The following is a 25,760-nucleotide window of genomic DNA, read 5'->3' on the forward strand; positions in this document are numbered from 1 at the left end:
CTTACCCAGTCCGGAACGAGTAATCCAGCGTGTCCGCCGAGTGGGTCAGCGACCCCAGCGAGATCACGTCCACACCCGTCGCCGCGTAGTCGGGTACGTCCGCGACTGTGATGCCGCCCGAGGCCTCCGCCAGCGTGTCGTCGTCGCGCTCGCGGAGTTTCGCGACGGCCTCGGCGGTCTCGTCGGGGCGCATGTTGTCCAGCAGGACGATGTCCGCGCCGGCGTCGGCCGCCCGCGGCGCGTCCTCTGGCCGCTCCACCTCGACTTCGATCTTCGTGGCGAAGGAGGCGCGCTCGCGGAAATGCTCGACGGCTCCTTCCAGCCCCATCTCCGCGACGTGGTTCTCCTTGACCATCACCATGTGCGAGAGGTCCAGCCGGTGGGTATCGCCGCCGCCGGCGACGACCGCGCGCTTCTCCACTCCGCGCAGGCCCGGCGTCGTCTTGCGGGTCGCGGCGATAGCAACCCCGTCGTCGACTTCCCGGGCGGCCTCGACCGCACGGCGGGTCTTCGTCGCGACGCCGGAGGCGTGACCCGCGAGGTTGACCGCGACGCGCTCGCCACGTAGCACCTCACGTGCGGGGCCCGCCACGCGCAGGACGGTCCCGCCGCTCTCGACGCGGTCGCCGGCCTCCGCGGCGCGCTCGGCGGTCACGTCCAGATACTCGAAGACGGCACAGGCGACGTCCAGACCGGCGACGATTCCGGGTTCCCTGGCGACGAGTCGCCCCGTCGTCTCCCCCGGGACCTCGTTGGTCACGTCGTGGTGGCCCAGATCCTCCTGGAGCCAGTCCTCGACTGTCGAGTCGGGTATCATCAGTCGTCGGCCCGCGGTTCTGGTGCCTGGTCCCCGTCCGCGCTCGCTTCCTCGACGAGGTGGTGACAGCCGACAGACTCCTCGTTCTCGGCGGCCTGGCGAGCGATCAGGAGGCTCGTCACGCTGGCCGCCCGGAGTTCGTACAGCGACCGCGAGGTCCGGGTCCGGGTGTAGGCGTCGACCTCACCCTTCAGCCGGCGCAGGACCGCCATCGCACGCCCGAGGTCGTCGGGGTCGCGCTCCAGGCCGACGTACTCGTCCATCACGCGCCGGAGCCGGTGGAACTTCTCCTCGGCGAACCGCTCGGGGAGTTCCGGGTCGCGTTCGAGCAGTTCGGGCGCTTCGATCACTTCGACCTCGCGCCCGGCCGCGTCGTCGCCGGCGCGCAGACCCCAGACGAGTCCCTCCAGCAGGGACGTGGAAGCCAGCCGGTTCGCACCGTGGACGCCCGTGCGGGCACACTCGCCGACGGCGTAGAGGCGGTCCAGCGTGGTCCGGCCGCGGTCGTCCACGTCGATCCCGCCACAGAGGAAGTGTTCGGCGGGCGCGACCGGGATCCCGTCCGTCCAGTCGACGCCGTGATCCTCGCACTTCTCGACGAGGTCGGGGAACTCGCCGGCGAAGTCCAGCGGCGACACGTCGAGGGTCACCTCGCCCGTCGCGTCGCGTTCCGTCTTGACCGCCCGGGCCACCACGTCCCGTGGCGCGAGTTCGGCGTCCTCGTGGTAGTCGGGCATGAACCGCTCGCCGTCCCCGTTCCGGAGGACCGCGCCCTCGCCGCGGACGGCCTCGGAGACGAGGAAGGGGCCTTCCTCCGCGGCTTCGCCGCTACGGTCCGAGGCGCTCCGCGCCTCGCTCGCGACACACACAGTGGGATGGAACTGGACGTACTCCATGTCCGTCACGTCGGCACCCGCGAGCGCGGCCATGGCGATGCCGTCGCCGGTCGATCCGGTGGGATTGGTCGTCCGCGGGTAGAGGTCGCCGATGCCGCCGGTGGCGAGGACGACCGCGCCCGCGTACGTGGGCTCGAAGTCCCCGTCCGACTCCAGGACCGCACCGTGGACCCGTCCTTCGTGGCGGATCAGTTCGAGCGCGGCGGTGCCGTCACGGATCGTGACGTCGTCGTGGTCTGCGAGGTAGTTCAGGAAGGGGATGTGGATATGCTTGCCCGTCGACGCGTCGACGTGCAGGATGCGGTTCGAGGAGTGGGCGGCCTCGCGGCCGAAGTCGAAGTCGTCCTCGGTCCCGCCGTTCGTGTCGAACTCGACGTCGAGCGTCTCCAGGAGCACGTCCTCGACCGCTTCGTTCGCGTTCTCGACCAGCACGTCCACGGCGTCGGGGTCGGCCGTGTCGCTGGAGGCCGCCAGGATGTCGGCCTTGAACTGCTCGGGGTCGTCGCGGGCGATGGCGATGCCGCCCTGTGCCCACCACGAGGAGGCACCCTCGGGGCGGGTGGCCTTCGTGGCGACGGTTACGTCCGCACCCCCGCGGGCCGCGGCCAGCGCGCTCGCGAGGCCCGCGATGCCGGAGCCGACGACGAGTACGTCTGTCTCGTTGTGGTCAGTCATGAATCAGATCTCCAGCATCCGGTCCAGCGCGACCTGTGCGAGTTCCTTCTCCTCGGGCGCGACCTCGATGACGTTGCGCTCGCGGCCCTCGAGCAGTTCCTCCAGCACCCACGTCAGGTAGTTCGGGTCGATCTGGCGCATGGCGTTGCAGTCCATGCAGGCGTCACCACAGAGGGGCAGGACCTCCACCTCGGGATGCCAGCGGTCGAGGTGCTTGGCGAGGTGGATTTCGGTGCCGATGGCCCAGGTGTCGCCGGGGTCGGCGTCCTCGACGGTCTCACAGATCGTGGAGGTGGAACCGACCACGTCGGCGGCCTCGACGACCTCGCGGCGGCACTCGGGGTGGACGACCACGTTGGCGTCCGGGCGCTCCTCCCGGAGGTCCTCGATGTGGCTCGCACGGAACCGCTCGTGGACCTGGCAGTAGCCGTCCCAGAGGATGATGTCGTTCGCGGCCGCGGCGCTGGCGTCTTTGCCCTCCGGGTCCCACGGGTCCCACTCGACGATCTCCTCGGCCATGTCGAGCCGGTGGGCCGTGTTCTCTCCCAGGTGCTTGTCGGGGAGGAACAGGACCTTGTCACCCTTCTCGAAGGCGTACTCGAAGGCCTTGTGGGCGTTCGAGGAGGTACAGACCAGGCCGCCCTGCTCGGCGCAGAAGGCCTTCAGGTCGGCGTAGCTGTTCATGTACGTGATCGGGATGATGTCGTCGTCGGTCTCGGCGGTGATCTCCGCCCAGGCGGCGTCGACCTGCAGGGCCTCGGCCATCCCGGCCATCGGACAGGACGCCTCCATGCTCGGGAGGATCACCGACTGATCGTCGTCGGTGATGATGTCCGCGGACTCGGCCATGAACGTCACGCCGCCGAAGATCACGTAGTCGGCGTCGGCGTTGGCCGCCTCCTTGCTCAGCTGGTAGGAGTCGCCCACGAAGTCGGCGTGCTCGACGATCTCGCGGCGCTGGTAGTTGTGTCCCAGGATGACGACGTCGTCACCCAACTCGGCCAGGGCGGCCTCGATGCGCTCGGTGCGCTCGTCCTCGTCGAGGTCCCGGTAGGCCGGCGGGAGCTGTTCCAGGTTGTCGTACTTGAAGAGACTCAGGTCCGTCTCGAACTGCGCTGTTTCCATTTCCGGCACGTAGACCACCCGATTGGTGTTGTATATCGTACGGTATCCAGTATTGAAAAGATTTTGCCTTCAATGTGCGATACCGGTGGAATTTCATGCAGATATTGCCGGAGGTCGGGTGCTGTTCGTCTGGAACAGCACTTCAGCGGCTCACGATTGGATCTCGGTATCAAAAATTCGACGTTCGACCGAACAGTAGGATTAAAGTACAACTTGACACGACGACAAACAAATATGGACCGCCGCAAGTTCCTCGCTGCGACGGGAAGTGCCCTCGGCGCGACGAGTCTGGCCGGCTGTGGCCTGCTCGGATCGAGCGAACTGCCGCCACCGCGGAAGTCGGACGTGTTCGAACCGATCGAGGTGGCCCCGAACGCGCTGGTCGTTCCGCTGGAGAGCGATCCCGAGGCCGAGGCCGCCGCCACGGACGGCAACAACGCTGTCGCCGCGGATGCGGTCGGATCGCTCGCACCCGTCGGCGTCGCTCGCGCGGCCAAAGGCCGTGGTGCCGCCGGCCGCGGGAGCAGAGGTTCCTACGCGGGCGCGCCCCATGGCGCGCACGGACGCGCGATCTGGCACGGGGAGGACGACGACGACGACTGGCGGGACAACCACCAGAGTCAGCTCGAGATGTATCAGGTCGCCATCCCCGCGGTGGCCTTCGCCCGCGTCGGTGGGCCCACCGACGACGAGGACAACCTCCCGGGTGCCGGACCGCCGGGCAACTGGGACGCGCGGATGGAGAGCGTCGACGCGGGCGAGCAGGTCCGCTGGGAACGCGACCTCCGCGAGGGCTGGTACCGCGTCGGTGCCAACCTCCAGGCCGAGAACGCCGACCGCGACCTGGGCTGGTCGGCCGTCGATCTGAACGTCGTCGAGAGCGGCGGCCAGTACGAGATCGACGAAAAGTGGAAAGTCGAGCCCCGATTGAACACGTCGGACTGAGCCGTCGTGACGACGCCCTCCAGACGCAGCACGGTTTTCGGACTCACGTTCGTCGTCGCCTTCTGTAGCATCGTCTACGAACTTATCTACTCGGAACTGCTGACGGTGATCTTCGGGGGCACGGTCGTCCGCTACTCCATCACCATCGGCCTCTTCCTGTTCTCGCTGGGCATCGGTGCCTTCGCCTACCGCTACGTCGACGACGACCCGGCGAACTTCTTCCGCCTGGAGGTGTATCTCGCGCTGGCGGGCCCGCTCGGACTCGTCTTCATCGTCGCCGTCAACTCCGTCCCCGTCCCGGGCTCCCAGACTGTCGAACTCGTCGCCGAGACGGTCGCGCTGTGGCTGTCACACCTCCCCATCGTCGTCGTCGGGATCCTCTCGGGCCTGGAGATTCCCTTCCTCACGGACCTCGCCGACGCCGAGGTAGACGCCGACCTCGGCGCGCTCGCCGTCGTCGGTTCGCTCGGTCGTGGCTCCCGGCGACTCGCGAGGGGTCTGTTGGGTCTGCTCTTTCGGATCTCCGACCCCGGAGGACCCATCGACGGAGAAGCAGGTGAGGACGGGAGTTTCTCTGCGATCCTCGGGATGGACTATCTCGGGAGCCTCGTCGGGACGGTCACCTACGCGCTGGTGCTGTACCCCTCGCTGGGCCTGATCGCCGCGGTGTTCGTCCTCGGCCTCCTGAACGCGGCGGCCGCCCTCGCCGTCTACCTGCTGTACCGGGACCGGCCGGCCGGCGATTCGTCGGCCGGGCCAGGGGTCACCTTCGGTACCGGCGTCCGGGCGTTGCTGGTCGTCTGTGTCGTCGCCTCGACGGCCTACGCCGGCGCGCTGGCGGCCGATGACCGCGTCGAGTCGGAACTTCGGACGCTGTACCTCGAAGAAGGCATCGAAGACGAGTACCCCGGCCGGAACATGGCCGTCTCGATCACCGATCACCGGACGACCCGGTACCAGGATATCGTCCTTTACGAGCGCGAGTGGACCGGGTCCGGCGCGACCGACCCGTTCCCCGACGGCCCCGAGACCTGTCTCCGACTGGACGCGGCGATCCAGCTCTGTGAGAGCTGGGTCGAGTCGTACCACCACGGCCTCGTGGACGTGCCCGCCGCCTTCGAGCCACTGGCCGAGCGCAACCTCTCCGACGACCGCGTCCTCCTGCTGGGCGGCGGCGACTGGATCGCCGTCAACTACCTTCGCGACCACGGTGCGACCGTCGACATGGTCGATCCCGACCGGGAGTTCCAGCGGTACACGAAGGATCACCCGTTCTTCCAGCGGTACCACGACGACGCCTACCGCTACGGGAATCTCACGGTCCACCGCCAGGACGGGTACGCGTACCTCCGGGAGACCGACCGCCGATACGATCTGATCCTGCTCGATCTGCCCGGCGCGCGCAGCGACGACCTGCTGCATCTGTACTCGACGGAGTTCTACCGCCAGGTCCGGCAGCACCTCACCGACGACGGGCTGGCGGTCACGTGGGCGTACTCCCGCTACGGCTTCCCCCGACACCGGAGTGCGTACCTCACGACCGTCGAAGCCGCCGGCTTCGAGTCGTACCTCTCCTATCACGCCTACGGGGACGCTAACGGCGACGGCCAGGCCGAACGGGGCGAACAGTTCTACGCCTTCTCGCCGGGGCCGACGCCCGACCTCGACCTCGATTCGGGCGGCCCCTACCTCGACCGGTACCGCGACCGCTACGCCGCCCGGGAGTGGCGGCCGGTCCCATCCTTCCGCGGCGTGGCTCCAAACAGCGTCTTCCACCCGAACTATGACATCATCGTCGACTACGGACCCTGAGGTCCACACGGAGCGGCTGTTCGTCGGCTTCGGGAGCGACAGCCCCGACTGCGACCGCCTGACCGTCTTCGCCGAGACCACCGTCGGCCTCTGTGGCACGCCCGCAGAGGTCGCCGTCATCGGGAGTTCCCACTACGTCTACGCCCCCGACCTTGGGTTCCGGGAGATCATCTCCTGTAAATCACTCTCCCACGACGCCGTGGCCGAACTCCCCCTGCCCGAGGGCGAGGACCGGCGACTCCGCTACGCCGGCGAGTCGGTGATCGCCGAGACGGCCGTCGCGATCCGCGATATCGACACCTACCCCGGCGGGCACGACTTCGAGCTGGCCCACGAGTTCGAACCCGACGCCTACACCGCCATCGCGGTCGACGGCGACGGCTACGAGACGTATCACACGTACCCCGAGCACGGCTGTCTGGTGTACTCCAGGACGGACCTCCAGCGGACCGACGACGCGACCGACGCCGACTCACCGGTCGATCAGCGGTAGATCTCCCGGCGCTCCCGGTCCGAGAGGTCGACGCTGGCGTTCGCGGACACCCGACAGAACGAACACTCGTCGGAACTGGCGACCGTTTTGAGCGTGAACGTCAGCCCGAACAGACGGAGGACCTTCTCCTCGCGGCGCTCGATCACGCGTTCGGCGTCGTGACCGCAGTACTGGCAGTGGTCGCGCTCGATCTCGGTCTGGTAGGAGACGAGATCGAACCCGAACCAGCCAAGCCCCGCGTAGGCTTCGTCGCGGGTCGTCTGCACGAGGTCGGGTTCGCTCTCGGTCTCGAACGACTCCCGTGAGATCGAGTTCGCCTCGCCCTCGTCGCGTTCCCGCCGGAGCGACATCTCCTCGCCCAGGGACAGCGAGTTGCGGTCGCCGGTGCAGTCGAGGACCACTGTCTCGTCGTTCCCGCGGACGCGGACGGAGTTGTGGTCGCCGGCCAGCGCGAGTCGGAACTCGTCGGCCGCCGGGGTCACGTCGACGGCACAGCGCTCGCCGGTGACGGCCAGGCTCTCGACGGTGCCGGCGTCGACGCTCTCGCGGTCGCCGCCGACCGTCGCCTCGTACTCGCCGGACTCGGGTGCGGAACTCATGGCAGGGCGGATCGGTTACCACTGGGACGGCGGCGGGCTTGAAAGTTCGTGGTTAGTTCTCAGGCGCTACAGACTCGGTGGAGGTCGTCGAGCGAGTCGATGTCCCACGTGGGCCAGACGTTGAGATCCCAGTCGGTGCGGTGGGGACGGCGGATGAACGCGGAATCGATGCCGGCGTTCTCGGCGGCCCGGATGTCGGACTCGTTGTCGCCGACGTACAGCGCCGAGTCCGCGTCGAGGTCGGCGAGCGCCCGCTCCAGGTAGTGGGCGTTGGGCTTGCGGAGATTGAGGCTCTCGATGGTCGCCTCGCGGCCGTAGGCGGTGTCGAACAGCCCGTCGATCTCGAAGTGATCGAGCAGGAAATCGACCGTGGCCTGCTGGTTCGAGCTGACGATGCCCCGCTTGATGTCGAGGTCCGCGATCGTCGATACGTCGCCGTACGGCGTCTTCCGGCCGGCTCGCGCCTCCGCCTGCTGGGCCTCAGAGACCGTGCGGTCGCGTGCGATCCAGAACTGGTCGGGATCGAGATCGTACGTGTCACAGACGGACGCGACCTGTGCTGGGGTCGCGCCGATGGTCATGTCCTCGACGTGGTCGGGGTCCGGGTCGGTGACGCCGAACTGCGCGAACGTATCGGCAGTGGCCTCCCGGAGCACCTCGAAGTGCGTCCGACCGACGAGGACACCGTCGTTGTCGAAGACGACGGTATCGTAAGTCATACTACCCGTAGCGTCGGCGACGAAATAAGGGTTTCCGATCTCACATCTCCGAGCGCTTGATCAGCGCGTACAGCACGAGGCCGCCGAGGATGACCGAGAGGTACACCTCGGCCGCGACCAGGATGCGAGAGGCCCACCCGCTGGCCCCGATGTTCCCGTAGCCGATGGTGAGGAACGTGATGTAGCTGAACGAGACCATCGTGTAGAACTCGCCGAACCCCGAGGGCGTCGCCAGTTGCGAGAGTGAGTCCAGCTGGTGGCTCGGGGCGGTCTCGAAGGCCGGGCCACCGAAGGTGTAGAAGAAGGCAAAAAAGAAGGGGACGACCGCGAACACGGCGAAGATGCGGAAGATGCGCATGCCGTGGCCACAGGTGATTCCGAGGAAGGCGTTCTCGGCGGCGCGGACGCCGTTTTTGAACCTGGAGCCGAGGTCCGCGGCTCCGTCGGCGGCGATGGCGAGGTGTTTCTTCCGGGCGTACTGCTGGCGTTTCACCCGGAACTCGCCGGCGGCTTTCATGTCGCCGGCCGCCGAGGCGCTGTTTTTCGCGTTGAGGTAGGTCGTCTCGATCACTTCGGGGGTCATCTCGACGGCGTAGGTGCGCTCGGTGGTGTCGTCGAACTCGTGGAGCACCCAGTCGTTGCGGTCGAGATAGTCCGTGTGTGTCGAGAAGTCGAACTCGTTGCCGTCGAACTCGCTGAAGACGGTGTTACAGAACCGGAAGTAATCCAGCAGGCGCTGGCCCCCGCCGCTCTCGTCGGCCGACTGGAGCGTGATGTCGCCGATGGAGGCCCGCGTGAGGTCGTAGCGGACCCACCCGTCTTTGGGCTGGGAAAGGGTGCCGCCCTTGATCGTCGCGTCCGTGAGGTTCACGTAGGGGTTATCGTCGATTGCCAGCACCAGCATGTCGATGCGGTCCTCGAAGGTCGCGTCGTCGAAATCGATCGTTCCGGCGAACTCGACGCGCATGAAGTTGGCCGAGGTGAACTCCGTCCCGGAGAAGTTGGCGTCGTCCGCGAACGTCGCGCTGTCGAAAGTGGCGTTGTCCTCCAGCTGGTTGGCGTGGCCCTGGAACTCCGCGCCGCGGAAGACGGCTTTCCCCCGGAAGGTCGTCTCCGAGAAGTCGGCGTCCTCGACGAAGCGGGCCTCGTCGAAGTCGGCCTGCCCGTCGAAGGTCGCGTCCACGAAATCCGCGTCGGCCATGAACCACGTCTCCTCGAAGACGGCCTCGCCCTGGAAGGTCGCGGCCTCGAAGTTGGAGTACCGGAACTCCGCCTCGCCGAACTGGGCCAGGCCGGCGAAGGTCGCATTCTCGAAGGACACGTCGTCTTCCAGCGAGCGCGCGCCACCCTCGAACACCGCGCCCTGGAAGCGTGCCTCGGCGGCGAAGTGCGCCCCGGCGAAGGTGGCGTCCTCCGTGAACCGCGCCTCGGCGAAGTTCGCCAGCGCCTCGAAGCTAGTGTCGGTGAACCGAACGTCGCCGTCGACGCGGATTTCGCGGAACCGCGCCGGCCCCTCGAAGGTCGCACCGTCGAACGTGCTGGCCCGGAGTCGGACCTGCTCGAAGACGGCCTCGTCGGCGAAGGTCGTCTCGGCGAAACTCGTGTTGTCGTCCATGGCGTTGGACTGACCGGAGAAACGCCCGCCCCGGAAGGAGACGACATCCCCGAACGTCGCGCCCGCGAAAGACGTGTCTTCGCCGCAGGTGATCTCCTCCAGGCGCGTCTCGGCCTCGAAGACAGTGTCGGAAAACTCGCAGTCCCGGTCGAACCGGGACTCTTCGGCCTGCACCGGTCCGGTGATCGTCGAGTCGACGACCTCCACGTCGTACTCGAAGTGGGCGTCCTCGATTTCGAGGGCACCGATCTCGCAGTTCTCGAAGACGAGCGGGACCATCACGTCGGCGTGCTCGACGCTGATCTCGTTCTCGAAGGAACAGTTCCGGAACTCGACCGGGTGGTTGTTCTCCCGGCCCACGTCCAGATAGTCGAGTTCGAGTCGCGGGAAGGTCCGACCCTCGAACACCTTCTGCTCGCCCTCGCCGTATCTGATCACCTCGATGAGGGCCTCCTGTACCGCCGCCGTGTCGATCCCTTGTTCGGCCCGCTCGCTGGGGGAGAGCTCCAGGATCGACCGACTCTCCGTGAGCGACGTGTCGGTCATTTGTCGGACCGTCGTGGACCTGGCTCAAAAGTTTTGCGAGAGTGAAACGTAGTCACAGGTCGTCCTTCGGAAACGCTTAGGACGTACCCGCCACACCGTCGAGTATGACCGATCCGTCCGATCTCGCTCGTCGCGTCCGCGAGGGCGAGCTCCGGCTCCACGAACTGGACGACCACGCCGACCCCGAGACGGCCGCCACGGCACGCCGCATGTTCGTCGCCGGCGAGACCGACACCGATCTCGACACCGTCGGGGAGTACGCCTTCGCGGCCGAGACCGCCGAACCCAACATCGAGAACATGATCGGCGGGACGCAGGTCCCCGTCGGCGTCGTCGGCCCCGTCGAGATCGACGGCGGCGCAGTCGCGGGCGAACGGTACCTCCCGCTGGCGACCACCGAGGGTGCACTCATCGCCAGCGTCAACCGCGGCTGTTCGGCCATCCGGGCGGCCGGCGGCGCGACCGCGCGCGTCCTCAAGAACGGTATGACCCGCGCGCCCGTGTTCACCGTCGCGGACGTGGGCGAAGCCGCCACGGTCGCCGCGTGGGTCCGCGAGAACACCGACGAACTCGCCGCGGCCGCCGAGTCGACGACCAGCCACGGCGAGTTGACCGACGTGACCCCCTACGTCGTCGGGGACTCCGTGTTCCTCCGGTTCACCTACGACACCAAAGACGCCATGGGAATGAACATGGCCACCATCGCCACGGAGGAAGCCTGCGGGGTCGTCGAGGCGGAGACACCCGCGTCGCTGGTCGCGCTGTCGGGCAATCTCTGCTCCGACAAGAAACCCGCCGCGATCAACGCCGTCGAGGGCCGCGGGCGCACCGTCGCCGCCGACGTGTTCATCCCCCACGACCTCGTGGAGGAGCGGTTCAAGACGACCGCCGACGCCATCGCGGAGGCAAACACCCGCAAGAACCTCGTGGGAAGCGCCAAGGCGGGCAGTCTGGGGTTCAACGCCCACGCCGCCAACACCGTCGCCGCCGCGTTCCTCGCGCTGGGGCAGGACATCGCGCAGGTCGTCGAGGGGTCGAACGCCATCACCACGGTCGAGGAGCGCGAGGACGGCCTCTACGCCAGCCTCACCATCGCCTCGCTGGAAGTCGGTACCGTCGGCGGCGGGACCGGCCTCGCCACGCAGGCCGAGGCCATGGAGGTGGTGGGTGTCACGGGCGGCGGTGATCCGCCGGGGAGCAACGCCGACGCGCTCGCGGAGGTCATCGCGACCGCGGCGCTGGCCGGCGAACTCTCACTGCTCTCGGCGCTGGCCTCCCGGCACCTCTCCAGCGCGCACGAGGAACTGGGTCGCTGACCGCGGTCACTCGCCGGTTTCCTGGGCAGGTGGAGCCCCAGTCGCATCGTCGGCCGCGTCCGTCCCCGTCGCGGGCGTGACGGTCGTCGTCTCGTCGGCGTATTCGTAGGTCCCGTCGACGGTCATCCCCGTACAGTCGGGGAAGTCGTCCCGCTGGGGACACCCCTGACAGTCGTCGAGCGCGGTCAGTCCCTTGTATGCGACGTACGGAATCAGGAACCCGACGAAGAGGGCGACGGTGACGAGCCGGTCGGCCGGCCGGAAGACGAACGGAAACGCCAGCAACGCCAACCCGACCGCCAGGAGCGCCTTCACCGCTATGCGGCTCCGCGTCCGCCACCGGCCGGGGCTGAGCGACTCGACGACTTTCGGGCCGATCAGCGCGAACCCGAGGCCGTAGAACGCCGGGGTCGCCAGCTCGAACAGCGCCGCGCCCGGCACGGCGAGTCGTGCGACGATCAGCGACGACAGCGCGAGGAGGCCGACGGGATAGACGACGAAACACCCCATACACAGCTGCTGGCCGTACAGCTCGAACGTGTGATGGGAGTAGTAGCGACAGGTCGGGTGGTGTGCGAGGAGCAACGGCTCTTCCTCGCCGATTCGCTGGACGGCCACCCGAAGTGGGTTCCGCATCTATCTGTACTGGTTCAGGTCCTCGCCGCAGTGCCCGCAGGTGGAGGCCCCCTGCGAGACGGTCTCCATGCACTCTGGGCACTGCTCCAGCGTCTCCCTGGCGTCGAAGTAGTAGTAGACGCCGTAGGGGAGACAGCAGAACCCACCGATGATTAGCTTGCCCATGTCGCCCGTGAACTCTTTTTTCGTCTGCAATCCTGCCATCATTTTCACCGTTTTTGCCATCTGGTTTATCTCTTTTGAAACGTAAACAATCGCGCTTCCTCGGGGGAGGGGAGCGCCGATCACCCTGGGGTGGCTCCAACCTGTCGGGAACTACGTCCTCGAACCGGCAGGTGTCCCCGATGATCCCGAGGACGGCCAGTGCGCCACCCAATGCCAGCACGGCGACGAGCAGGGCGAAGAAGGCTCCGCCCAGTAGTGGGACCAGCAGCCAGTCGACGAACGACAGCGCCCGGGCCGCCGCAGACAGGTGAAGCCCGCGGCCTGCAGTTCGTGGCTGAGGACGAAGCGGTACCCGCTCCCGAGCGCGAACCCCGCGACGAACAACAACTGCCCGAGTCGATGGAGGCCGATGGGGCCGACCGTCGGTCGGCCGGCGCTACCCGCGCCCACCACGACGAGCGCCCCGAGAGCGATAGCAGTCCCCGACACCAGCACGAGTACGTCGGCGGACTCCAGTCGCTGGTCGATCGTAATGGTAAGTCACCACGACGCACGGTACAACCCACAGTCGGAGGGCGGACACCTCGCTCCGCCGTCACCCGCGGTCCCGATTCCGGGAGCCCTGCACGACCAGCGCGACGGCACCGCCGACGACGACGGCCAGGCCGAGGACGAGCGCGGTTTCGCTCCCGAACGCAGGTGCGAGCGCGAGCAACCCCCAGCCGACCGCGCCGACGGCGTGGGCGATACCGATCAGGCGCTGTCCGCGCCGGAGGTAGACCACGCCGCCCAGGCCGAAGCCCAGCGCGAGGACGACCGTCGAGAGCGCGACGGGTCTGACCCGGAGGCCACCGAGCGCGAGCGGCCCGACCACCGGTTCGACGAGAAAGAGCAGGCCCGCCAGTCCGACGAGCGTGCCGACGGCCGCCGATCCGTAGTCGATGTCCCGGTCGACGAGGCTCACAGTACTCTGTAGGTGTCGCCGCTCTCGGTCACTTCGCCCTGGCGGACGAGTTTGTCGAGGGCATCCCGGACGTACTCGGCCGGAACGCCGCGCTCGGTGGCGTAGTCGACGACGCTCCCTTCGGTCGGGGCGTCCTGTTCGCGGAGCGCTTCCAGTACCGTCTCCCTGCGGCTCTGGCCGCCGCCCGCCCCCTGCTCGGCGCGGTCGGCGGCTGCCCCGACCGCCGCCGTGTCGACGCCCGACTGTTCGAGGTACGCCTCGTCGTCGACGCCGGCTTCGTCGAGGTAGCGGTCCATCTCGGCGAAGGAATCGAGGTCGTCGAAGGCGTCTTCGTGGCCCTGGCGTTTGGCCAGCATCGCCGCCCGGACCTCCCGGGCGTGGTCCGGATCGTCCGTCGTGACGAACTGCTTGAGTTTCTCGAACTTGCGACTCGCCCCACAGCGGGGACACTCCGACCGTTCCGGGCGGCCCTCGACGACCCGGAGCGCGTCACAGTCGCTGCACCCGACCACGGCGTACATGGTCGTCACTGAGGCCCGTTCGGGGAAGAATCTGCCGTCCGCGTCGCGACGCGAACGGTTAGGTGGGTTCGGTCCCTGTTCCGGCACGAATGCGACGCTCCCACGCCGTAGCCACACTGTGTCTCCTCACCGTCCTGGCCGGGTGTGGCGGACTCATCGACGACCGGGCGACACCCGAACCCGTCGAACTGGGGAACGCGTCGGTGCCGCCGGGAATCACGGCCGACGGGGTGGACGCGTCGACGCTGGCCGCGAACCACGACGCCGTCCTCGGATCGACCAGCTACACCGTCCGGGTCAGTGAAGTAATCACGAGCAATGGGACCGTCCGCCGGAACGCGACACGGGACCGCCGGGTCGCCCCGGGCGCGGACCGGTACCTGTTCCGGCGCGTCCAGCGAACGAACGGCTTCCCCACGTCCTCGCTCGCGCCGGTGTTGACCTACTGGTACGACGGGACGGCCGTTACCCAGCGAGTCGGGACCGGCGCGGATGCCCGGGTCGACCGGTTCCCGACCGAGCCGCCGGGTCCGCTCCGTGACCCGACGAGCCACCGGGGCGTCGCCAGGATCTTCGGTGCGTTCGAGTTGCGGCCGAACCGCACCCTCGGGGACGGACCGGTCCGGCTGACCGGGGTTCGGTTCAGCGATCCCGGGTCCGCGCCGACGCCGTCGTTCGTCGGGCCGCCGCGGAACGCGTCGCTGAGGGCCGTCGTCGACGGCCGGGGATACGTTCGGAGCTACCGCTTCGCGTACGACGCCGACGCCAGCGGTGTCTCGGGGACGGTCCGCGTGGTTCGCCGCGTTCAGTTCGTCGCTGTCGGAACGACGACCGTTGAGGCACCGGCCTGGGCGGACGAGGTCACGTGACAAGCCGCCGGCTACGGTCCGGCTCCCCCGCCACGGCGACCCGGGTGGCTACTCGCTCGCGCCGTCGCCGCTGGGCTCGAACGGGCTGGGGCCAACCCGAAAGAAGGCCTCGACCGGCGCGTCGAGTCCCGGCGGATCTTCGAGTGTGATGGTCGCCTGGCTCCTGTCGTCCCCGATGTCGAGTCGCGTGCCCGGATCCGGCGGCGTCCGTGTCAGCGTCGCGGTCGGCTCGTACTCCCCGGGCGACAGCGAGAAATAGAGCGTGGCACCCGGTTCGATGGGACGGTCCGACTGGACGGTGACGGTCCGGAGTCGGGACGAGAACTCGACGTTCGTGTTCGCCGGCACCGTCGGGCCGCCGGTGATCCGAACCGCCAGCGCGGTGTCGTTGGCCACCAGCGACGCCTCGCCACGGACGAGTTTCGGGACCCACGTCGGCCGCGGGACCGTCTCGACATCCGTCGTAGCCGTGATGTCGAAGCTGGTCGGCGGTCCCTCCCCGGCGTTCACCGTGCCGGTCGCTCGGCGGAGCAGTCCCCGCTCGTCGACCAGCAGACTCGCCTCGTACTGCTGGTACTCGGCGGCGAGCCCGGTCGATTTGGCGCTGTCGGCTTCGAGTCGGACGACCTGCGCTCCCCGGTAGGTGCTCGTGCCGACCCGCTCGAACTGCCCGGAGCCGACGTAGATGGCCAGGCCGAACCCGATACTGCTGCCGGCGGAGATCGCGCCCGACCGGTCGTCGGTGAACACGTATCGCTCGTCGCCCCACCGTTCGTGTTCGGCCGTCCACTCCCGATCGGTGGGCTGGTAGGTGACCGACGAGAACGTGCCACGACTCCGGTGTAGCAGGTGCGAATCGTTGCGGTAGGTCGTGGCGTTCGAGTCGACGGTCCCGTTCGAGCGCGTCAGATAGTGCTGCCGGCTCGCGCTCTCGTTGAGCGCCTCGAAGTGTGCGTTCAGCAGCGCCGACTCGTTGACGCTCCCGTCGACCGCCACGCCCGGAACGGTCGGCCAACCGGCCGTGTCGTCGCGGTCGTTCTCCTCGTCGTCTCCCGGATCGGCACCGGGCGTCGCCGTCGGCTCGCCCGCCAGCCCCGAACACCCGGCGAGGACGAGCGCCAGTACGCAGTGTCGATACAGTATCACGTGCTGGCCGGCCGGCGGACAAATTCGTTCCGGCTTCCGGCCCGGATCACAAAACATTCCTGACGGTCGTCGGAAACAGCCGGTATGCGCGAGCCCTCCCTGTTCGCTCTCGGGGTCGGCGGTTCCGTCGCCGGCACTGTCAGGACGGCCCTCGTCCTGATCGCTCCGCCGCCCTCCCTGCTCGTCGCGGCCGCCGCCGCAGTGGCAGTCTTTCCGGCCGCTACAGCCGTACCGATGCGCCTGTCGACACCCGAACGCATCGAACGGTTCCAGTCGCTGTCCGCGCAGGTCCCGGTCGTCGTCGTCCCAGTGATCCTGACGGCGGCCGTCGTGACCGTCCACTACGGCCTGGCGGGGCCCGGACGGGCCGTATTCTGGCCCGGCATGATCGGCGTCGGGGTCGCCTTCGTCGGTGCAGTGTCGATACTCCACGCCGCCGAACGTCGGTACGCCGCTCGCGTGGAAGCCGAGAGCGACGTGCGCGTGGTCCTGCCGGATCCGAGCGCCGACGGGCCGGGCAAGCGGTGGCAACTGGTCGGCGTGGCCGCTGGCGTCGTCGCCGTGGCGTTGTTTCTGCTGAGTGCCGTTCTCGGGGACAGCCCCGACGTGACCTGGTTGTTCGCCGCGCTCGGCGGGATCGTCCCGACGCTCACCGCCCGGCACCGCTCGGAACTGGTCGTCCTCGACGCCGGCCTGAAACAGGGGGTGGCGATCCGTCCGTGGAGCGACTTCGAGAGCTACGAGATTGCCGACGACGAACTGGTGATCCGGGACGGGAGCTGGTTCCCACAGCAGTGCGCCATCCCGCGCGAGAAGATCGACGACGAGGACGCGGCTGTCGCTGCGCTGTCGCGGTATCTGCCGGAAAAATAGCGCGCCCGCCCTCAGGCCAGGTCGTGGATGGTGTCGGCGACGCGTTCGGCGTACTCGCTGCAGGCGAGTTTCTCGCCGCCCTGGATCTGGCGTTCGATGTCGTAGGTGACCCGCTTGGACTTGATCGTCTCCTCGACGGCGTCCCGGATGAGTTCGCCCGCGTCCTTCCAGCCCATATATTCGAGCATGAGTTTGCCCGAGAGAATCATCGCAGTCGGGTTCACCTTGTCCTGGCCGGCGTACTTGGGGGCCGAGCCGTGGACGGGTTCGGCCAGACAGCGGCCGTCACCGAAGTTCGCACCGGGTGCGATGCCGAGCCCGCCGATCTGGGCCCCACAGGCGTCGGAGAGGTAGTCGCCGTTGAGGTTGGGCATCGCCAGCACGTCGTACTGCTCCGTGCGGGTGAGGATCTGCTGGAGCATGTTGTCCGCGATGCGGTCGTTGACGACGACGGCACCCTCGGGCTGTTCGCCGTCCCGTTCCTCCCAGAGGGTGTCCTCGGTGATGACCTCGTTGCCGTACTCCTCTTCGGCGACCTCGTAGCCCCAGTCCCGGAACGCCCCTTCGGTGAACTTCATGATGTTCCCCTTGTGGACGAGGGTGACCGAGTCATGGTCGTTCTCCAGGGCATAGTCGATGGCTTTGCGGACGAGGCGTTTCGTCCCGAACTCGCTGATGGGCTTGACGCCGATGCCGACGTCTCCCTCGTGGATGGTCTCGTCGAAGCCCATCTCCTCCTCGACGAACTCACGCACCTTCTCGGCACCCTCGGTGCCAGCTTCCCACTCGATGCCGGCGTAGACGTCTTCGGTGTTCTCCCGGAAGGTGACCATGTCCATCTGATCCGGGCGGGTGACCGGCGAGGGGACGCCCTCGATGTGGTAGGTCGGCCGGACGTTCGTGTAGAGGTCCAGCCGTTTCCGGAGCGCGACGTTCAGCGAGCGGAAGCCGGCACCAACGGGTGTCGTCAGCGGCCCCTTGATCCCGACGTTGAACTCCCGGAACGCCTGCAGTGTGTCCTCGGGGAGGTTCTCGTCGTACTGCTCGCGGGCAGTCTCGCCAGCGTAGACCCGCATCCAGCTAATCGAGCGGCCGGTCGCGTCTGCCGCCGCTTCGAGCACCTTCTGTGCGGCCGGACCGACATCGACGCCGATGCCGTCGCCGTAGATGATGGGGATGATGGGGTTCTCCGGGACAGCTAGCTCGTCGTTGTCCGGATCTACCACCTCGATTTTGTCCCCGTCCGCGGGCACGTCGACCTTCTCGTAGGGCATATCTCGGAACATCACACGTCGGGCTAAAAGGCCTACCGCTTCCTGGGAAACTGTAGACAACGACCGTGGTATTTCTGAGCTGTCACACAGCAATCGGCCCGTCGCCGCCGGACCGGGCCGTTCGGGTCCGCGTCGATGTCTGCTCGAACGGGCGGCATCCCACTCGCTGTAGCGCCCGCTTCAAACCGGGCCGCCCGGCGTAGTCGTCTCGGGTTCGGTCGGGGCCGCACCCTCGGTCGGCGTCTCGGTCCCGGGTTCGACCGGCGTCGCGGGTTCGGCCGGCGTCCCGACCGGTTCCATCTCGCCTGTGGTCTCGTTGCTGTCCTCGAACATCAGCGAGTCGACCTCGACCCGTTCGACCGAGAGCGTCGCTGTCACCGCCGCGAGATACTTGTCTCCCCTCCACCGGCCGTTCCCCGACACTGGAAACAGGTGTCCAGACCGTTTTCGCGGCGAAGCGACCGACTGTCTCGGATAGACGGTCGCTGATTGTCGGGCGGTTTCAGGTTGGCCATCGAATCGTGATTGTGCGTCTCGTCGCATGCGCGCGACCGACTATCGTCTCGCGAGCGGGTGAGCACTGAATTTCCTCGGCGCTGTCGGGCGGGTCTCGTCCGATCCCGCCGGACCGACGAGCTCGGCCGACGGACACGGTGGAGCGCAACTCCTTTGCCGCCCTTCGCCGAACGGGCGGGTATGACCGACGTGGATTTAGACGCCGAGCAGTACGACAAAAACCGGGAGGCGGGCGAGATCCTCGCACAGGTCCGCAACGAGGCCGCCGACCGGGTGGAAGTCGGTGCGAGCCACCTGGAGATCGCCGAGTGGGCCGAAGAGCGCATCCGCGAACTCGGGGGCGAACCCGCGTTCCCGGTGAACATCAGCATCGACGAGGAAGCCGCCCACGCCACACCTGGCGTCGACGACGAGACCACATTCGGCGAGGACATGGTCAATCTGGACATCGGCGTCCACGTCGACGGCTGGCTGGCCGACACTGCGGTCACGGTCGATCTCTCCGGCAATCCCGAACTCGCGGAGGCCTCCGAGGCCGCGCTGGAGGCTGCCCTCGATACCGTGGAAGCCGGCGTCGAAACCGGCGAGATCGGTGCGGTCATCGAGGAGACTATCGACGGCTACGGGTTCAACCCCGTCGTGAACCTCACGGGACACGGGCTAGGCCACTGGCAACAGCACACGCCACCGAACATCCCGAACCGCGCGGTCGATCAGGGGATCGAACTCGAAGCCGGCGACGTGGTGGCCATCGAACCGTTCGCCACCGACGGTGGCGGCAAGGTCCGGGAGGGCAGCGAGGAGGAGATTTTCGCACTCGAATCCGAGGGCTCGGTCCGGAACCGCGCGGCCCGCCAGGCGCTGAACCAGATCACCGAGGAGTTCAAGACGCTCCCCTTCGCCACGCGCTGGCTCGACGTGCGCCGCCCCGAGATGGCGCTGCGCCGGCTGAAACAGCAGGACATCCTCCACGGCTACCCCGTCCTCAAAGAACAGGCGGGCTGTCTGGTCAGCCAGAAAGAGCACACGATCATCGTGACCGAGGACGGCTGTGAGGTCACGACGCGGCTGTAGCGGTCGTTCCCGGGGCGCTGGTCTCGGCGATGTCGATGTCAGCGTCAGGCGTTGTTCATCCGCAACACGGTCCGAGCGCCGCAGACGCGACACTCGCTGACCCGGTAGGGTTCGCGCGAGTACTCGGCGTTCTCCGGGGTGGCACTCTCGGTGAGGATCTGCACCGACACCTCGTGCGGTGTCTCGCGACGACACTCCTCGCACTCCTCTGTCATCCCGTCGCCGCCGTCGTTTGTCGCTGACATCGTACCTCTCACTCTCACCGACGAGAGCATAAAAACCCCAATCCGTTCGGCTCCGTTCACGGAATCTTCGGCCGCTGTCTTGCGGTTTTCCGCGAGACTATCTGTGAAGCGAGCAAATCGTTTATGATGACCTCTCGTGTCCTCTTCCTGGTATTAAACTGGAAAACGGCCGAATGGTTTATATACCACTGCGTCAGGATTCGGGTGGTCGAACCGGGCCGTCTCGGCGGGGGCCTCCGTGGCGGTTAAGATACGGGCGGCCACAGGGCCGGCATGGAGCAGGTGTTCGCGCCCTGGCGGATCGACTGGATCGAACGTCCCGACAAGAACGCCGACATCGACGGCTGTGTGTTCTGTGCCTTCGCGGAACGCGACGACGACCGGGCCAACAACGTCGTCGCCCGGAGCAACCACGCGCTCGTCCTCCTGAACAACTACCCGTACAACCCGGGCCACGCGATGGTGATTCCCCACCAGCACACTGGCGACTACCGCGATTTGGACGAGCCGGTTCTCACGGACCACGCCCGCCTGAAACAGCGGACCATCGAGGCCATGGAGACCGCACTCCACCCGGAAGGGTACAACGCCGGGCTCAACCTCGGCGGCGGCGCAGCCGGGGGCTCAATCGACGATCACCTCCACACCCACGTCGTCCCCCGCTGGGAGGGTGACACCAACTTCATGCCCGTCATCTCCGAGACGAAAGTCATCGTCGAGGCCGTCGAAGACACCTACGACCGGCTGTACGAGGGCTTCGCCGAGCAGGAGGGTGCGACCGTCCCCGACGACGGCGCGGTCGAGTTCTAGCTCGACAGGGCGACTTTTTTACCCGGGTGTCCAAACGCCGACGATGGCACGCTCGACGACGCTTCGGCGGGTCGGCCTCGTGGTCCTCGGGGCCAACCTCCTGCTCGCGCTGGCGAAGGGCGGGGTCTGGTACGTCACCGGGAGCCTCGCCGTCGGGTCCGAGGCCGTCAACAGCCTCGCCGACACCGTCTACAGCGTCGTGGTCGTCGCCGGTCTCTACCTCACCACTCGGCCACCGGACTTCGAGCATCCCCACGGCCACGAGCGCATCGAGCCGTTCGTGGGCCTGTTCGTCGCACTGGGTATCTTCGCGGCCGGCGGGGCCGTCATCTGGCAGGCGCTGACCGCGGTCCTCGCCGGCCCGAGTCCGACCACGTCCAGCCCGGCCGCTGTCGGCGTCCTCGCCGTGGCCGCCGTCGCGAAGTATCTCCTCTACCGGTACTGCCTGACCGTCGGCGAAGACCACCGCTCGCCCGCCCTCGTCGCGACCGCGCTGGACAACCGCAACGACATCCTCACTGCCGTGGCGGCGCTTGGCGGGGTCGTCGGCGCGGCGCTGGGCTTCCCGCTTCTGGACCCCGTCGCCGCCGCGCTCGTCGGTGTCGGCATCCTCTACACAGGCGTCGAGGTCGTCCGGGACAACCTCGATTACCTCGTCGGGGCGGCCCCGCCGGAGGACCTGCGGGCCGAGATCGTTCGGCGGGCACTCTCCCACCCCGACGTGAAGGGGGCCCACGACGTGATCGCCCACTACGTCGGCCCGGAGATCGACGTGAGTCTCCACATCGAAGTCGAGGGCGACCGGACCCTGCTGGAGGCACACGACATCGAGACCGCCGTGATCACGTCGATCCAGGAACTCCCGGAAGTCGACGACGTGTTCGTCCACATCGACCCGAAAGAGGCCGGCGAGTGGAAACCCGACGAGGAGGTCGACCGGCTGGCCGATCACGGTCCCGGTCCGGACGGCGGGCCCTGACGACCACCAGGATTTAGCTACGACAGCGCGACGAACGCCGCCGACGAGAATGGCCAGCTGACGGCCGAGTACACCTTCGTCCAGGAGTTCGAACTCAAGCCCCGGACCGGCGAGTACGTCGGCGAACTCGACGAACTGGAGATCGTCTCGTTGCCCGACGACGACCACGTCGGGTTCGTCGTCGAGATCGACCGCGACGCGGACGCCCCGGTCGAGATGGCCGGTGCCGACGAGACCACCACCACGGTCACCTTCGAGGGGGTCGACGAGGAGGACAGACTGGCCGAGAAGTTCCGGGACGCCATCGACCGCAAGCTGTAGGTGGGTACCGGAGCCGCTAGATCGGCTCGCCGAACGCGTACACCGTGTTGTGGCTCGTGATCTCCACGTCGACGGTGTCACCCACTGACAGTCCGCGGTCCTCGGCGTCGGTGATCACGACCTGCCGGTACGCTTCGTCGTAGCCGACAAGCGAGTCGTCGGTGCCGTCCTCGGTCAGCAGGACCGACTGCTCGGTCCCGATCATCTCCTCGTGTGCCTGCCCCACGAGGTCCATCTTCAGGTCGGTCAGCGCCTTCGAGCGGTCCTTCTTGGTCTGGCCGCCCAGCCCCTTCATATCGGCGGCGTCGGTCCCGGGCCGCTTCGAGAATCGGGTGACGTTGATCTTCTCGGGCCGAGTCTCGGCCATCAGGGCGAGACTCTGCTCGTGATCCGCCGGCTCCTCGGTCGGGAAGCCGGCGATGAAGTCCGTCGAGAGCGTCCAGTAGTCCAGATGCTCGTCGAAGGTCTCGACCACTTCCACGTACTCGCCCACGGCGTGCTGGCGACGCATGTCCGCGAGCACGTCGTCGCTGCCCGACTGGACGGGTGCGTGCAGGAAGTTGTAGAGTTCGTCGTTCTCGGCGAACACCCGGGCCAGTTCGTCGCGGACGCCGTGGACGCCCTTCGGGTTGGCCATGCCCACGCGGACGCGGAACTCGCCGTCGATGTCACAGATTCGGTCGAGCAGCTCGGGCAGGAGGCTCTCGCCCTGATTGATATCCCAGCCGTAGACGCCGGTGTCCTGGCCGGTGATCCGGATCTCCTTCGCGCCCGCGTGGACGAGAGCGCGAGCCTTCTCGACGTTCTCCTCGATCGGCGGCGAGTCGATCCGCCCGGTCGCCTGCTTGGTGATGCAGTACGAACAGTCGCTCATACAGCCTCGGGCGATGGGGAGGATGCCGACGACGCCGTTCAGGACCGGGTCGGTCCCGTCGGTGACGGTCGGACACTCGCCGTTGAGGACGTGGTCGGGCACCTCGTCCCAGTGGAGGATCTCGGCGTCGATGTCCTCGTCGCGGAACATGTCTCCCTGTGCGAGCGCCATACAGCCTGTCACCACCAGGTCACCGGGGGTCTCGGCGTCCAACTCTTTGGCCCGCCGGAGCATGTTCTGCTCCGTCTTCTCCAGCACCGTGCATGTGTTGAGGATCGCCACGTCGGCGGCTTCCGGGCCGTCGACGGGGTGGTGGCCCCCCTCGCGGAGCGCCTGCTCGATCTGCTGGGTCTCACCTCTGTTGGAGGTACACCCGTACGTCTCGATGTGATAGCGGGCCATTCGCTACCTCCGACTCCGTGCTCGCCGAGCAAAAACGCGACGGATCCTACTCCCTCGCCGTTCGCCACTCCTCGACGATGGTGACGCCGCTGCTGGCCCCGATACGCTCGGCTCCGGCGTCGAACATCGCTTCCGCGCGCTCCCAGGACCCGATTCCCCCGCTGGCTTTCACCGGCAGGAACTCACTGAGCAGTTCCACGTCGGCGACCGTCGCGCCGCCATCTCCGAACCCGGTGGCGGTCTTGAGCATATCGGCGTCGGCCGCGGCGGCGAGTTCGCCCGCCCGTTCGAGCTTCGCGTCCGACAACAGTGGGGCCTGAACGATGACTTTCACCGGCAGCGGCGTCGCCGCGACGACTTCGGCGATTTCGTCCCGATAGTCGTCGTCCTCGCCGCCGAGCAGGCGGCCGGCGTTGGCGACCAGATCGAGTTCGTCCGCGCCGGCCTCCCAGGCCAACTCGGCTTCCTCGGCTTTCGCCGTCGGCGTGTGCTGTCCGTGCGGGAAGCCGATCACGGTCGCGACCGTCGTCTCGGGTGCGTAACTCGACGCCATCTCGACGTAACACGGCGGGATGCAGGCGTTCGTGCCGTACTCGATGGCTTCGTCGAGGACGGCCAGTACGTCGTCGCCCGTCGTCGCCGGTCCCAGCACCGTGTGGTCGATCTGCCCGGGAACGTCCATGCATCCGATAGCGGCCCGTGGGATAAAAATCGACGTGGCCGACCGGAAGGCTTTCGGCCGCCGCGCAACCCCCTCCGGCATGTTCTTCCAGATACTGCCCGAAGGACTGGTCGTCCCCGGCCTGGCGTATCTGCTCGGTCTGGCGGTCGCCGGTCTCGCCGTCGGCGCGGTGCTTTTCACCCGTCGCCCGCCGGTCACGCAACGACTCGTCGTCGCGTTCACGCCCTGGATGGCGGCCGGTGCGGCGTTTCACGTCCTCTACCAGCTGGAAGCGGTCCCCGATGCCATCGCTCCACTCTTCTCGGCCCCCACAGTGTACGTGACGACGTTTCTCGCCGCTGGGACGGTCTGGGGTGGACTGATCCTCGCGGATCGAGGGGTCCCGCCCGCACTCGCCACGACCGGTGGTGTGGCGACCCTTGCCGGTGCCGCGCTGGTCGTACAGACGGCCACGGCCCGGGGCACGCTCGCGCCGGCGTTGCCCGTCGCCGCGCTGATCGCGTCTGTCGTCGTCGCGGTCGTGACGTATGCCATTCTCGACCGGGTTCGCCCGACCGTAACCGCCCGAACCGGGACGCTCGGCGTGGTCGTCGTGTTCGGCCACGCGCTCGACGGTGTGTCGACGGCTGTCGGCGTCGATCTGCTCGGGAGCGGCGAACGAAGCCCGGTCCCTGCGGCGATCATGGAGTTCGCCGGCTCCCTGCCGACGGCGTCGGTCGTCGGTAAGGGATGGCTGTTCGTCCTGGTGAAACTCCTGATCGCGGCCGCGGTTCTGGTGTTGTTCGCCGACTTCGTGGAGGAAGATCCCGCCCAGGGCAACGCGGCCCTCGGTGTGGTCGCCGCCGTCGGACTCGGGCCGGGAACGCACAATCTGTTGCTGTTTGCCGCCGCTGGACTGTTCTGAGCGGCGCTGTTCGGCGTATTTTCCGAAAGGGAACGAGAGTGAGGGTCGGTACCGGTCAACCCCGTGGTGTTGGGCGTGGTTCGTCCGGTGAGGGTTCGGACGCGTGGTGTTTGCTTGGAGTGGCGTGCTCCGCCTTCCCCCGCGCCCTCATCGTATCCATATTCCCCCGAGAGTATAAAGGTTACTGCTCGTGAACCTTACTTCGTAAGGACGAAATTCGGGTCAAGAGCAGATAGAGCCGTAATCTAAACTCCCCAAGATTAATGCGCATGGCTGAAATATGGATTCCCATGCCCTCAGACTCCGGTTCCGAGGAGTATCCCCGGGCACCCGCCCAGAAGGCGCGGGACGAGAACATTCTGGGCGTCTTCGAGGGGACGGACGACCCTGTCCTGACCACCTCGGAAGTCGCGGAGGAACTTCCAATCGGGAAGCGTGCGACGCTGAACCGGCTGGAGGACCTCGTGGACCGGGACGAACTGGACTCGAAGGACGTGGGGGTCGGTCGCGTGTGGTGGCGCGCAACGCCCGAATCGGAATCCGAACCGGACGTCGCAGCCGAACCCGAGCCGGGACCGACGCCCACCGGGCCTGCTGCTCCCGCACAGCCGGCGGAAACGACGCCGCCGGCTTCCGAGGACACCACGGAGCCACTGGAGACGGAGAGTCCGCGATGGGCCTTCATCGGCAGTCTGGGCCGTCACTCCATCCTGGCGGGAATCTTCCTGTTCGGCCTCGTGCTGGTCGATGGAATCGTCCAGCCCCAGTCGTTGCTTCCGGTGTCAGCGATCTCCCTGTCGCTGACGGCACTCGTCTTCTTCCTGATCGGGTTCCCGGCACGGGGCGCGTACCGGGCCAAGAGGTTCTTCGAGTCGACCGACCTCTCGCTCGCGCAGTTCATGGGACCCGTGGGTCGCCTGTTCGGTCGGGACGACTCGAAGTCCTGA

The 25,760-nt window shown here is 67.5% G+C and carries 27 protein-coding genes and 1 pseudogene; 12 read left to right on the forward strand and 16 right to left on the reverse strand.

What is annotated here, in order from left to right; all coding sequences use genetic code 11:
• Window position 1 precedes the first annotated feature (1 nt).
• From nadC to nadA, 3 genes are read right to left on the reverse strand one after another with little or no spacing between them, the layout of a single operon-like run.
• Window positions 2–817 carry a carboxylating nicotinate-nucleotide diphosphorylase gene (gene nadC / locus MU521_RS06595; RefSeq protein ID WP_092688885.1) on the reverse strand — a complete coding sequence of 272 codons (816 nt, stop codon included), beginning with the start codon at window positions 815–817 and terminating at the stop codon, window positions 2–4.
• Window positions 817–2,388 carry an L-aspartate oxidase gene (locus MU521_RS06600; RefSeq protein ID WP_092688888.1) on the reverse strand — a complete coding sequence of 524 codons (1,572 nt, stop codon included), beginning with the start codon at window positions 2,386–2,388 and terminating at the stop codon, window positions 817–819. Before MU521_RS06600 ends, nadC begins: the two co-directional genes overlap by 1 nt.
• 3 nt (window positions 2,389–2,391) lie before the next feature.
• Window positions 2,392–3,513 (reverse strand): quinolinate synthase NadA, encoded by a 1,122-nt coding sequence (gene nadA / locus MU521_RS06605; protein ID WP_175452784.1) that lies wholly within the window; start codon window positions 3,511–3,513, stop codon window positions 2,392–2,394.
• Between the two features lie 234 nt (window positions 3,514–3,747).
• On the opposite strand from nadA, the gene MU521_RS06610 reads away from it, so the two are divergent.
• From MU521_RS06610 to MU521_RS06620, 3 genes are read left to right on the forward strand one after another with little or no spacing between them, the layout of a single operon-like run.
• A complete protein-coding gene (locus MU521_RS06610) occupies window positions 3,748–4,458 on the forward strand; it encodes a hypothetical protein (protein ID WP_092688891.1) in 711 nt (236 codons plus the stop codon).
• A gap of 6 nt (window positions 4,459–4,464) precedes the next feature.
• On the forward strand, window positions 4,465–6,270 hold the full coding sequence (locus tag MU521_RS21605) for a spermidine synthase (protein ID WP_092688894.1): 1,806 nt from the start codon (window positions 4,465–4,467) through the stop codon (window positions 6,268–6,270).
• Complete coding sequence (locus MU521_RS06620) at window positions 6,242–6,763, forward strand: DUF2617 family protein (RefSeq protein WP_092688897.1); 522 nt, start codon at window positions 6,242–6,244, stop codon at window positions 6,761–6,763. The genes MU521_RS21605 and MU521_RS06620 overlap by 29 nt, the downstream gene beginning before the upstream one ends.
• On the opposite strand, the gene MU521_RS06625 is transcribed toward MU521_RS06620, so the two are convergent.
• The 3 genes from MU521_RS06625 to MU521_RS06635 are packed head-to-tail and all read right to left on the reverse strand — an operon-like array spanning window position 6,754 to window position 10,242.
• The gene (locus MU521_RS06625; protein ID WP_092688900.1) at window positions 6,754–7,362 is read right to left on the reverse strand and encodes a hypothetical protein; all 609 of its coding nucleotides are present in this window, start codon (window positions 7,360–7,362) and stop codon (window positions 6,754–6,756) included. The two genes, MU521_RS06620 and MU521_RS06625, sit on opposite strands and share 10 nt — an antisense overlap.
• 59 nt (window positions 7,363–7,421) lie before the next feature.
• Window positions 7,422–8,081 carry an HAD family hydrolase gene (locus tag MU521_RS06630; protein ID WP_092688903.1) on the reverse strand — a complete coding sequence of 220 codons (660 nt, stop codon included), beginning with the start codon at window positions 8,079–8,081 and terminating at the stop codon, window positions 7,422–7,424.
• A gap of 40 nt (window positions 8,082–8,121) precedes the next feature.
• On the reverse strand, window positions 8,122–10,242 hold the full coding sequence (locus tag MU521_RS06635) for a pentapeptide repeat-containing protein (protein ID WP_092688906.1): 2,121 nt from the start codon (window positions 10,240–10,242) through the stop codon (window positions 8,122–8,124).
• A gap of 104 nt (window positions 10,243–10,346) precedes the next feature.
• On the opposite strand from MU521_RS06635, the gene hmgA reads away from it, so the two are divergent.
• Complete coding sequence (hmgA, locus tag MU521_RS06640; RefSeq protein ID WP_092688909.1) at window positions 10,347–11,558, forward strand: hydroxymethylglutaryl-CoA reductase (NADPH); 1,212 nt, start codon at window positions 10,347–10,349, stop codon at window positions 11,556–11,558.
• 6 nt (window positions 11,559–11,564) lie between these two features.
• Here the strand turns inward: hmgA and MU521_RS06645 are convergent, their stop codons facing one another.
• The 4 genes from MU521_RS06645 to MU521_RS06660 all read right to left on the reverse strand — a co-directional run bounded on the left by MU521_RS06645 (window position 11,565) and on the right by MU521_RS06660 (window position 13,844).
• Window positions 11,565–12,194, reverse strand: a complete 630-nt coding sequence (locus tag MU521_RS06645) for a hypothetical protein (protein WP_092688912.1) — start codon at window positions 12,192–12,194, stop codon at window positions 11,565–11,567.
• Window positions 12,195–12,398 (reverse strand): hypothetical protein, encoded by a 204-nt coding sequence (locus MU521_RS06650; protein WP_139171060.1) that lies wholly within the window; start codon window positions 12,396–12,398, stop codon window positions 12,195–12,197.
• Window positions 12,399–12,954: 556 nt separating this feature from the next.
• Complete coding sequence (locus tag MU521_RS06655) at window positions 12,955–13,323, reverse strand: hypothetical protein (RefSeq protein WP_245681144.1); 369 nt, start codon at window positions 13,321–13,323, stop codon at window positions 12,955–12,957.
• Entirely contained in the window at window positions 13,320–13,844 is a 525-nt protein-coding gene (locus tag MU521_RS06660; protein ID WP_092688918.1) for a DUF5817 domain-containing protein, read from the reverse strand. The genes MU521_RS06655 and MU521_RS06660 overlap by 4 nt, the downstream gene beginning before the upstream one ends.
• Window positions 13,845–13,933: 89 nt before the next feature.
• Between MU521_RS06660 and MU521_RS06665 the strand changes: the two genes are divergently transcribed.
• Window positions 13,934–14,713, forward strand: a complete 780-nt coding sequence (locus MU521_RS06665; protein ID WP_092688921.1) for a hypothetical protein — start codon at window positions 13,934–13,936, stop codon at window positions 14,711–14,713.
• Between the two features lie 48 nt (window positions 14,714–14,761).
• Here MU521_RS06665 and MU521_RS06670 read toward each other — a convergent pair whose 3' ends face one another.
• Window positions 14,762–15,859, reverse strand: coding sequence for a hypothetical protein (locus MU521_RS06670; protein ID WP_092688924.1), 1,098 nt, complete (start codon window positions 15,857–15,859; stop codon window positions 14,762–14,764).
• 84 nt (window positions 15,860–15,943) lie between these two features.
• Between MU521_RS06670 and MU521_RS06675 the strand changes: the two genes are divergently transcribed.
• A complete protein-coding gene (locus tag MU521_RS06675) occupies window positions 15,944–16,732 on the forward strand; it encodes a hypothetical protein (RefSeq protein WP_092688927.1) in 789 nt (262 codons plus the stop codon).
• Between the two features lie 11 nt (window positions 16,733–16,743).
• Here MU521_RS06675 and icd read toward each other — a convergent pair whose 3' ends face one another.
• Window positions 16,744–18,006, reverse strand: a complete 1,263-nt coding sequence (gene icd, locus MU521_RS06680) for an isocitrate dehydrogenase (NADP(+)) (RefSeq protein WP_092688930.1) — start codon at window positions 18,004–18,006, stop codon at window positions 16,744–16,746.
• A 180-nt stretch (window positions 18,007–18,186) separates the two neighbouring features.
• Window positions 18,187–18,429, reverse strand: coding sequence for a hypothetical protein (locus MU521_RS06685; protein ID WP_092688933.1), 243 nt, complete (start codon window positions 18,427–18,429; stop codon window positions 18,187–18,189).
• A gap of 273 nt (window positions 18,430–18,702) precedes the next feature.
• On the opposite strand from MU521_RS06685, the gene map reads away from it, so the two are divergent.
• Window positions 18,703–19,596: a type II methionyl aminopeptidase gene (map, locus tag MU521_RS06690; protein WP_092688936.1), complete on the forward strand. Its 894-nt coding sequence runs from the start codon at window positions 18,703–18,705 to the stop codon at window positions 19,594–19,596.
• 44 nt (window positions 19,597–19,640) lie between these two features.
• On the opposite strand, the gene MU521_RS06695 is transcribed toward map, so the two are convergent.
• On the reverse strand, window positions 19,641–19,841 hold the full coding sequence (locus MU521_RS06695) for a DUF7835 family putative zinc beta-ribbon protein (RefSeq protein WP_092656997.1): 201 nt from the start codon (window positions 19,839–19,841) through the stop codon (window positions 19,641–19,643).
• Window positions 19,842–20,114: 273 nt separating this feature from the next.
• Between MU521_RS06695 and MU521_RS06700 the strand changes: the two genes are divergently transcribed.
• The 3 genes and pseudogenes from MU521_RS06700 to MU521_RS21430 all read left to right on the forward strand — a co-directional run.
• On the forward strand, window positions 20,115–20,651 hold the full coding sequence (locus MU521_RS06700) for an HIT family protein (protein WP_092688939.1): 537 nt from the start codon (window positions 20,115–20,117) through the stop codon (window positions 20,649–20,651).
• Window positions 20,652–20,694: 43 nt separating this feature from the next.
• Entirely contained in the window at window positions 20,695–21,630 is a 936-nt protein-coding gene (locus MU521_RS06705) for a cation diffusion facilitator family transporter (protein ID WP_092688942.1), read from the forward strand.
• A gap of 21 nt (window positions 21,631–21,651) precedes the next feature.
• Window positions 21,652–21,951 (forward strand): annotated as a pseudogene (locus MU521_RS21430) (sporulation protein); the annotation flags it as partial.
• Window positions 21,952–21,967: 16 nt separating this feature from the next.
• Here the strand turns inward: MU521_RS21430 and MU521_RS06715 are convergent.
• On the reverse strand, window positions 21,968–23,227 hold the full coding sequence (locus tag MU521_RS06715; RefSeq protein WP_092688948.1) for a tRNA (N(6)-L-threonylcarbamoyladenosine(37)-C(2))-methylthiotransferase: 1,260 nt from the start codon (window positions 23,225–23,227) through the stop codon (window positions 21,968–21,970).
• A 46-nt stretch (window positions 23,228–23,273) separates the two neighbouring features.
• The gene (gene deoC / locus MU521_RS06720; RefSeq protein WP_092688952.1) at window positions 23,274–23,909 is read right to left on the reverse strand and encodes a deoxyribose-phosphate aldolase; all 636 of its coding nucleotides are present in this window, start codon (window positions 23,907–23,909) and stop codon (window positions 23,274–23,276) included.
• Window positions 23,910–23,988: 79 nt separating this feature from the next.
• Between deoC and MU521_RS06725 the strand changes: the two genes are divergently transcribed.
• Window positions 23,989–24,813 (forward strand): DUF63 family protein, encoded by an 825-nt coding sequence (locus MU521_RS06725; RefSeq protein WP_092688955.1) that lies wholly within the window; start codon window positions 23,989–23,991, stop codon window positions 24,811–24,813.
• Between the two features lie 290 nt (window positions 24,814–25,103).
• A complete protein-coding gene (locus MU521_RS06730) occupies window positions 25,104–25,760 on the forward strand; it encodes a hypothetical protein (RefSeq protein WP_175452785.1) in 657 nt (218 codons plus the stop codon).

Origin of the sequence: Halorientalis regularis (assembly GCF_023698535.1) — an archaeon.
GTDB classification, from domain to species: domain Archaea; phylum Halobacteriota; class Halobacteria; order Halobacteriales; family Haloarculaceae; genus Halorientalis; species Halorientalis regularis.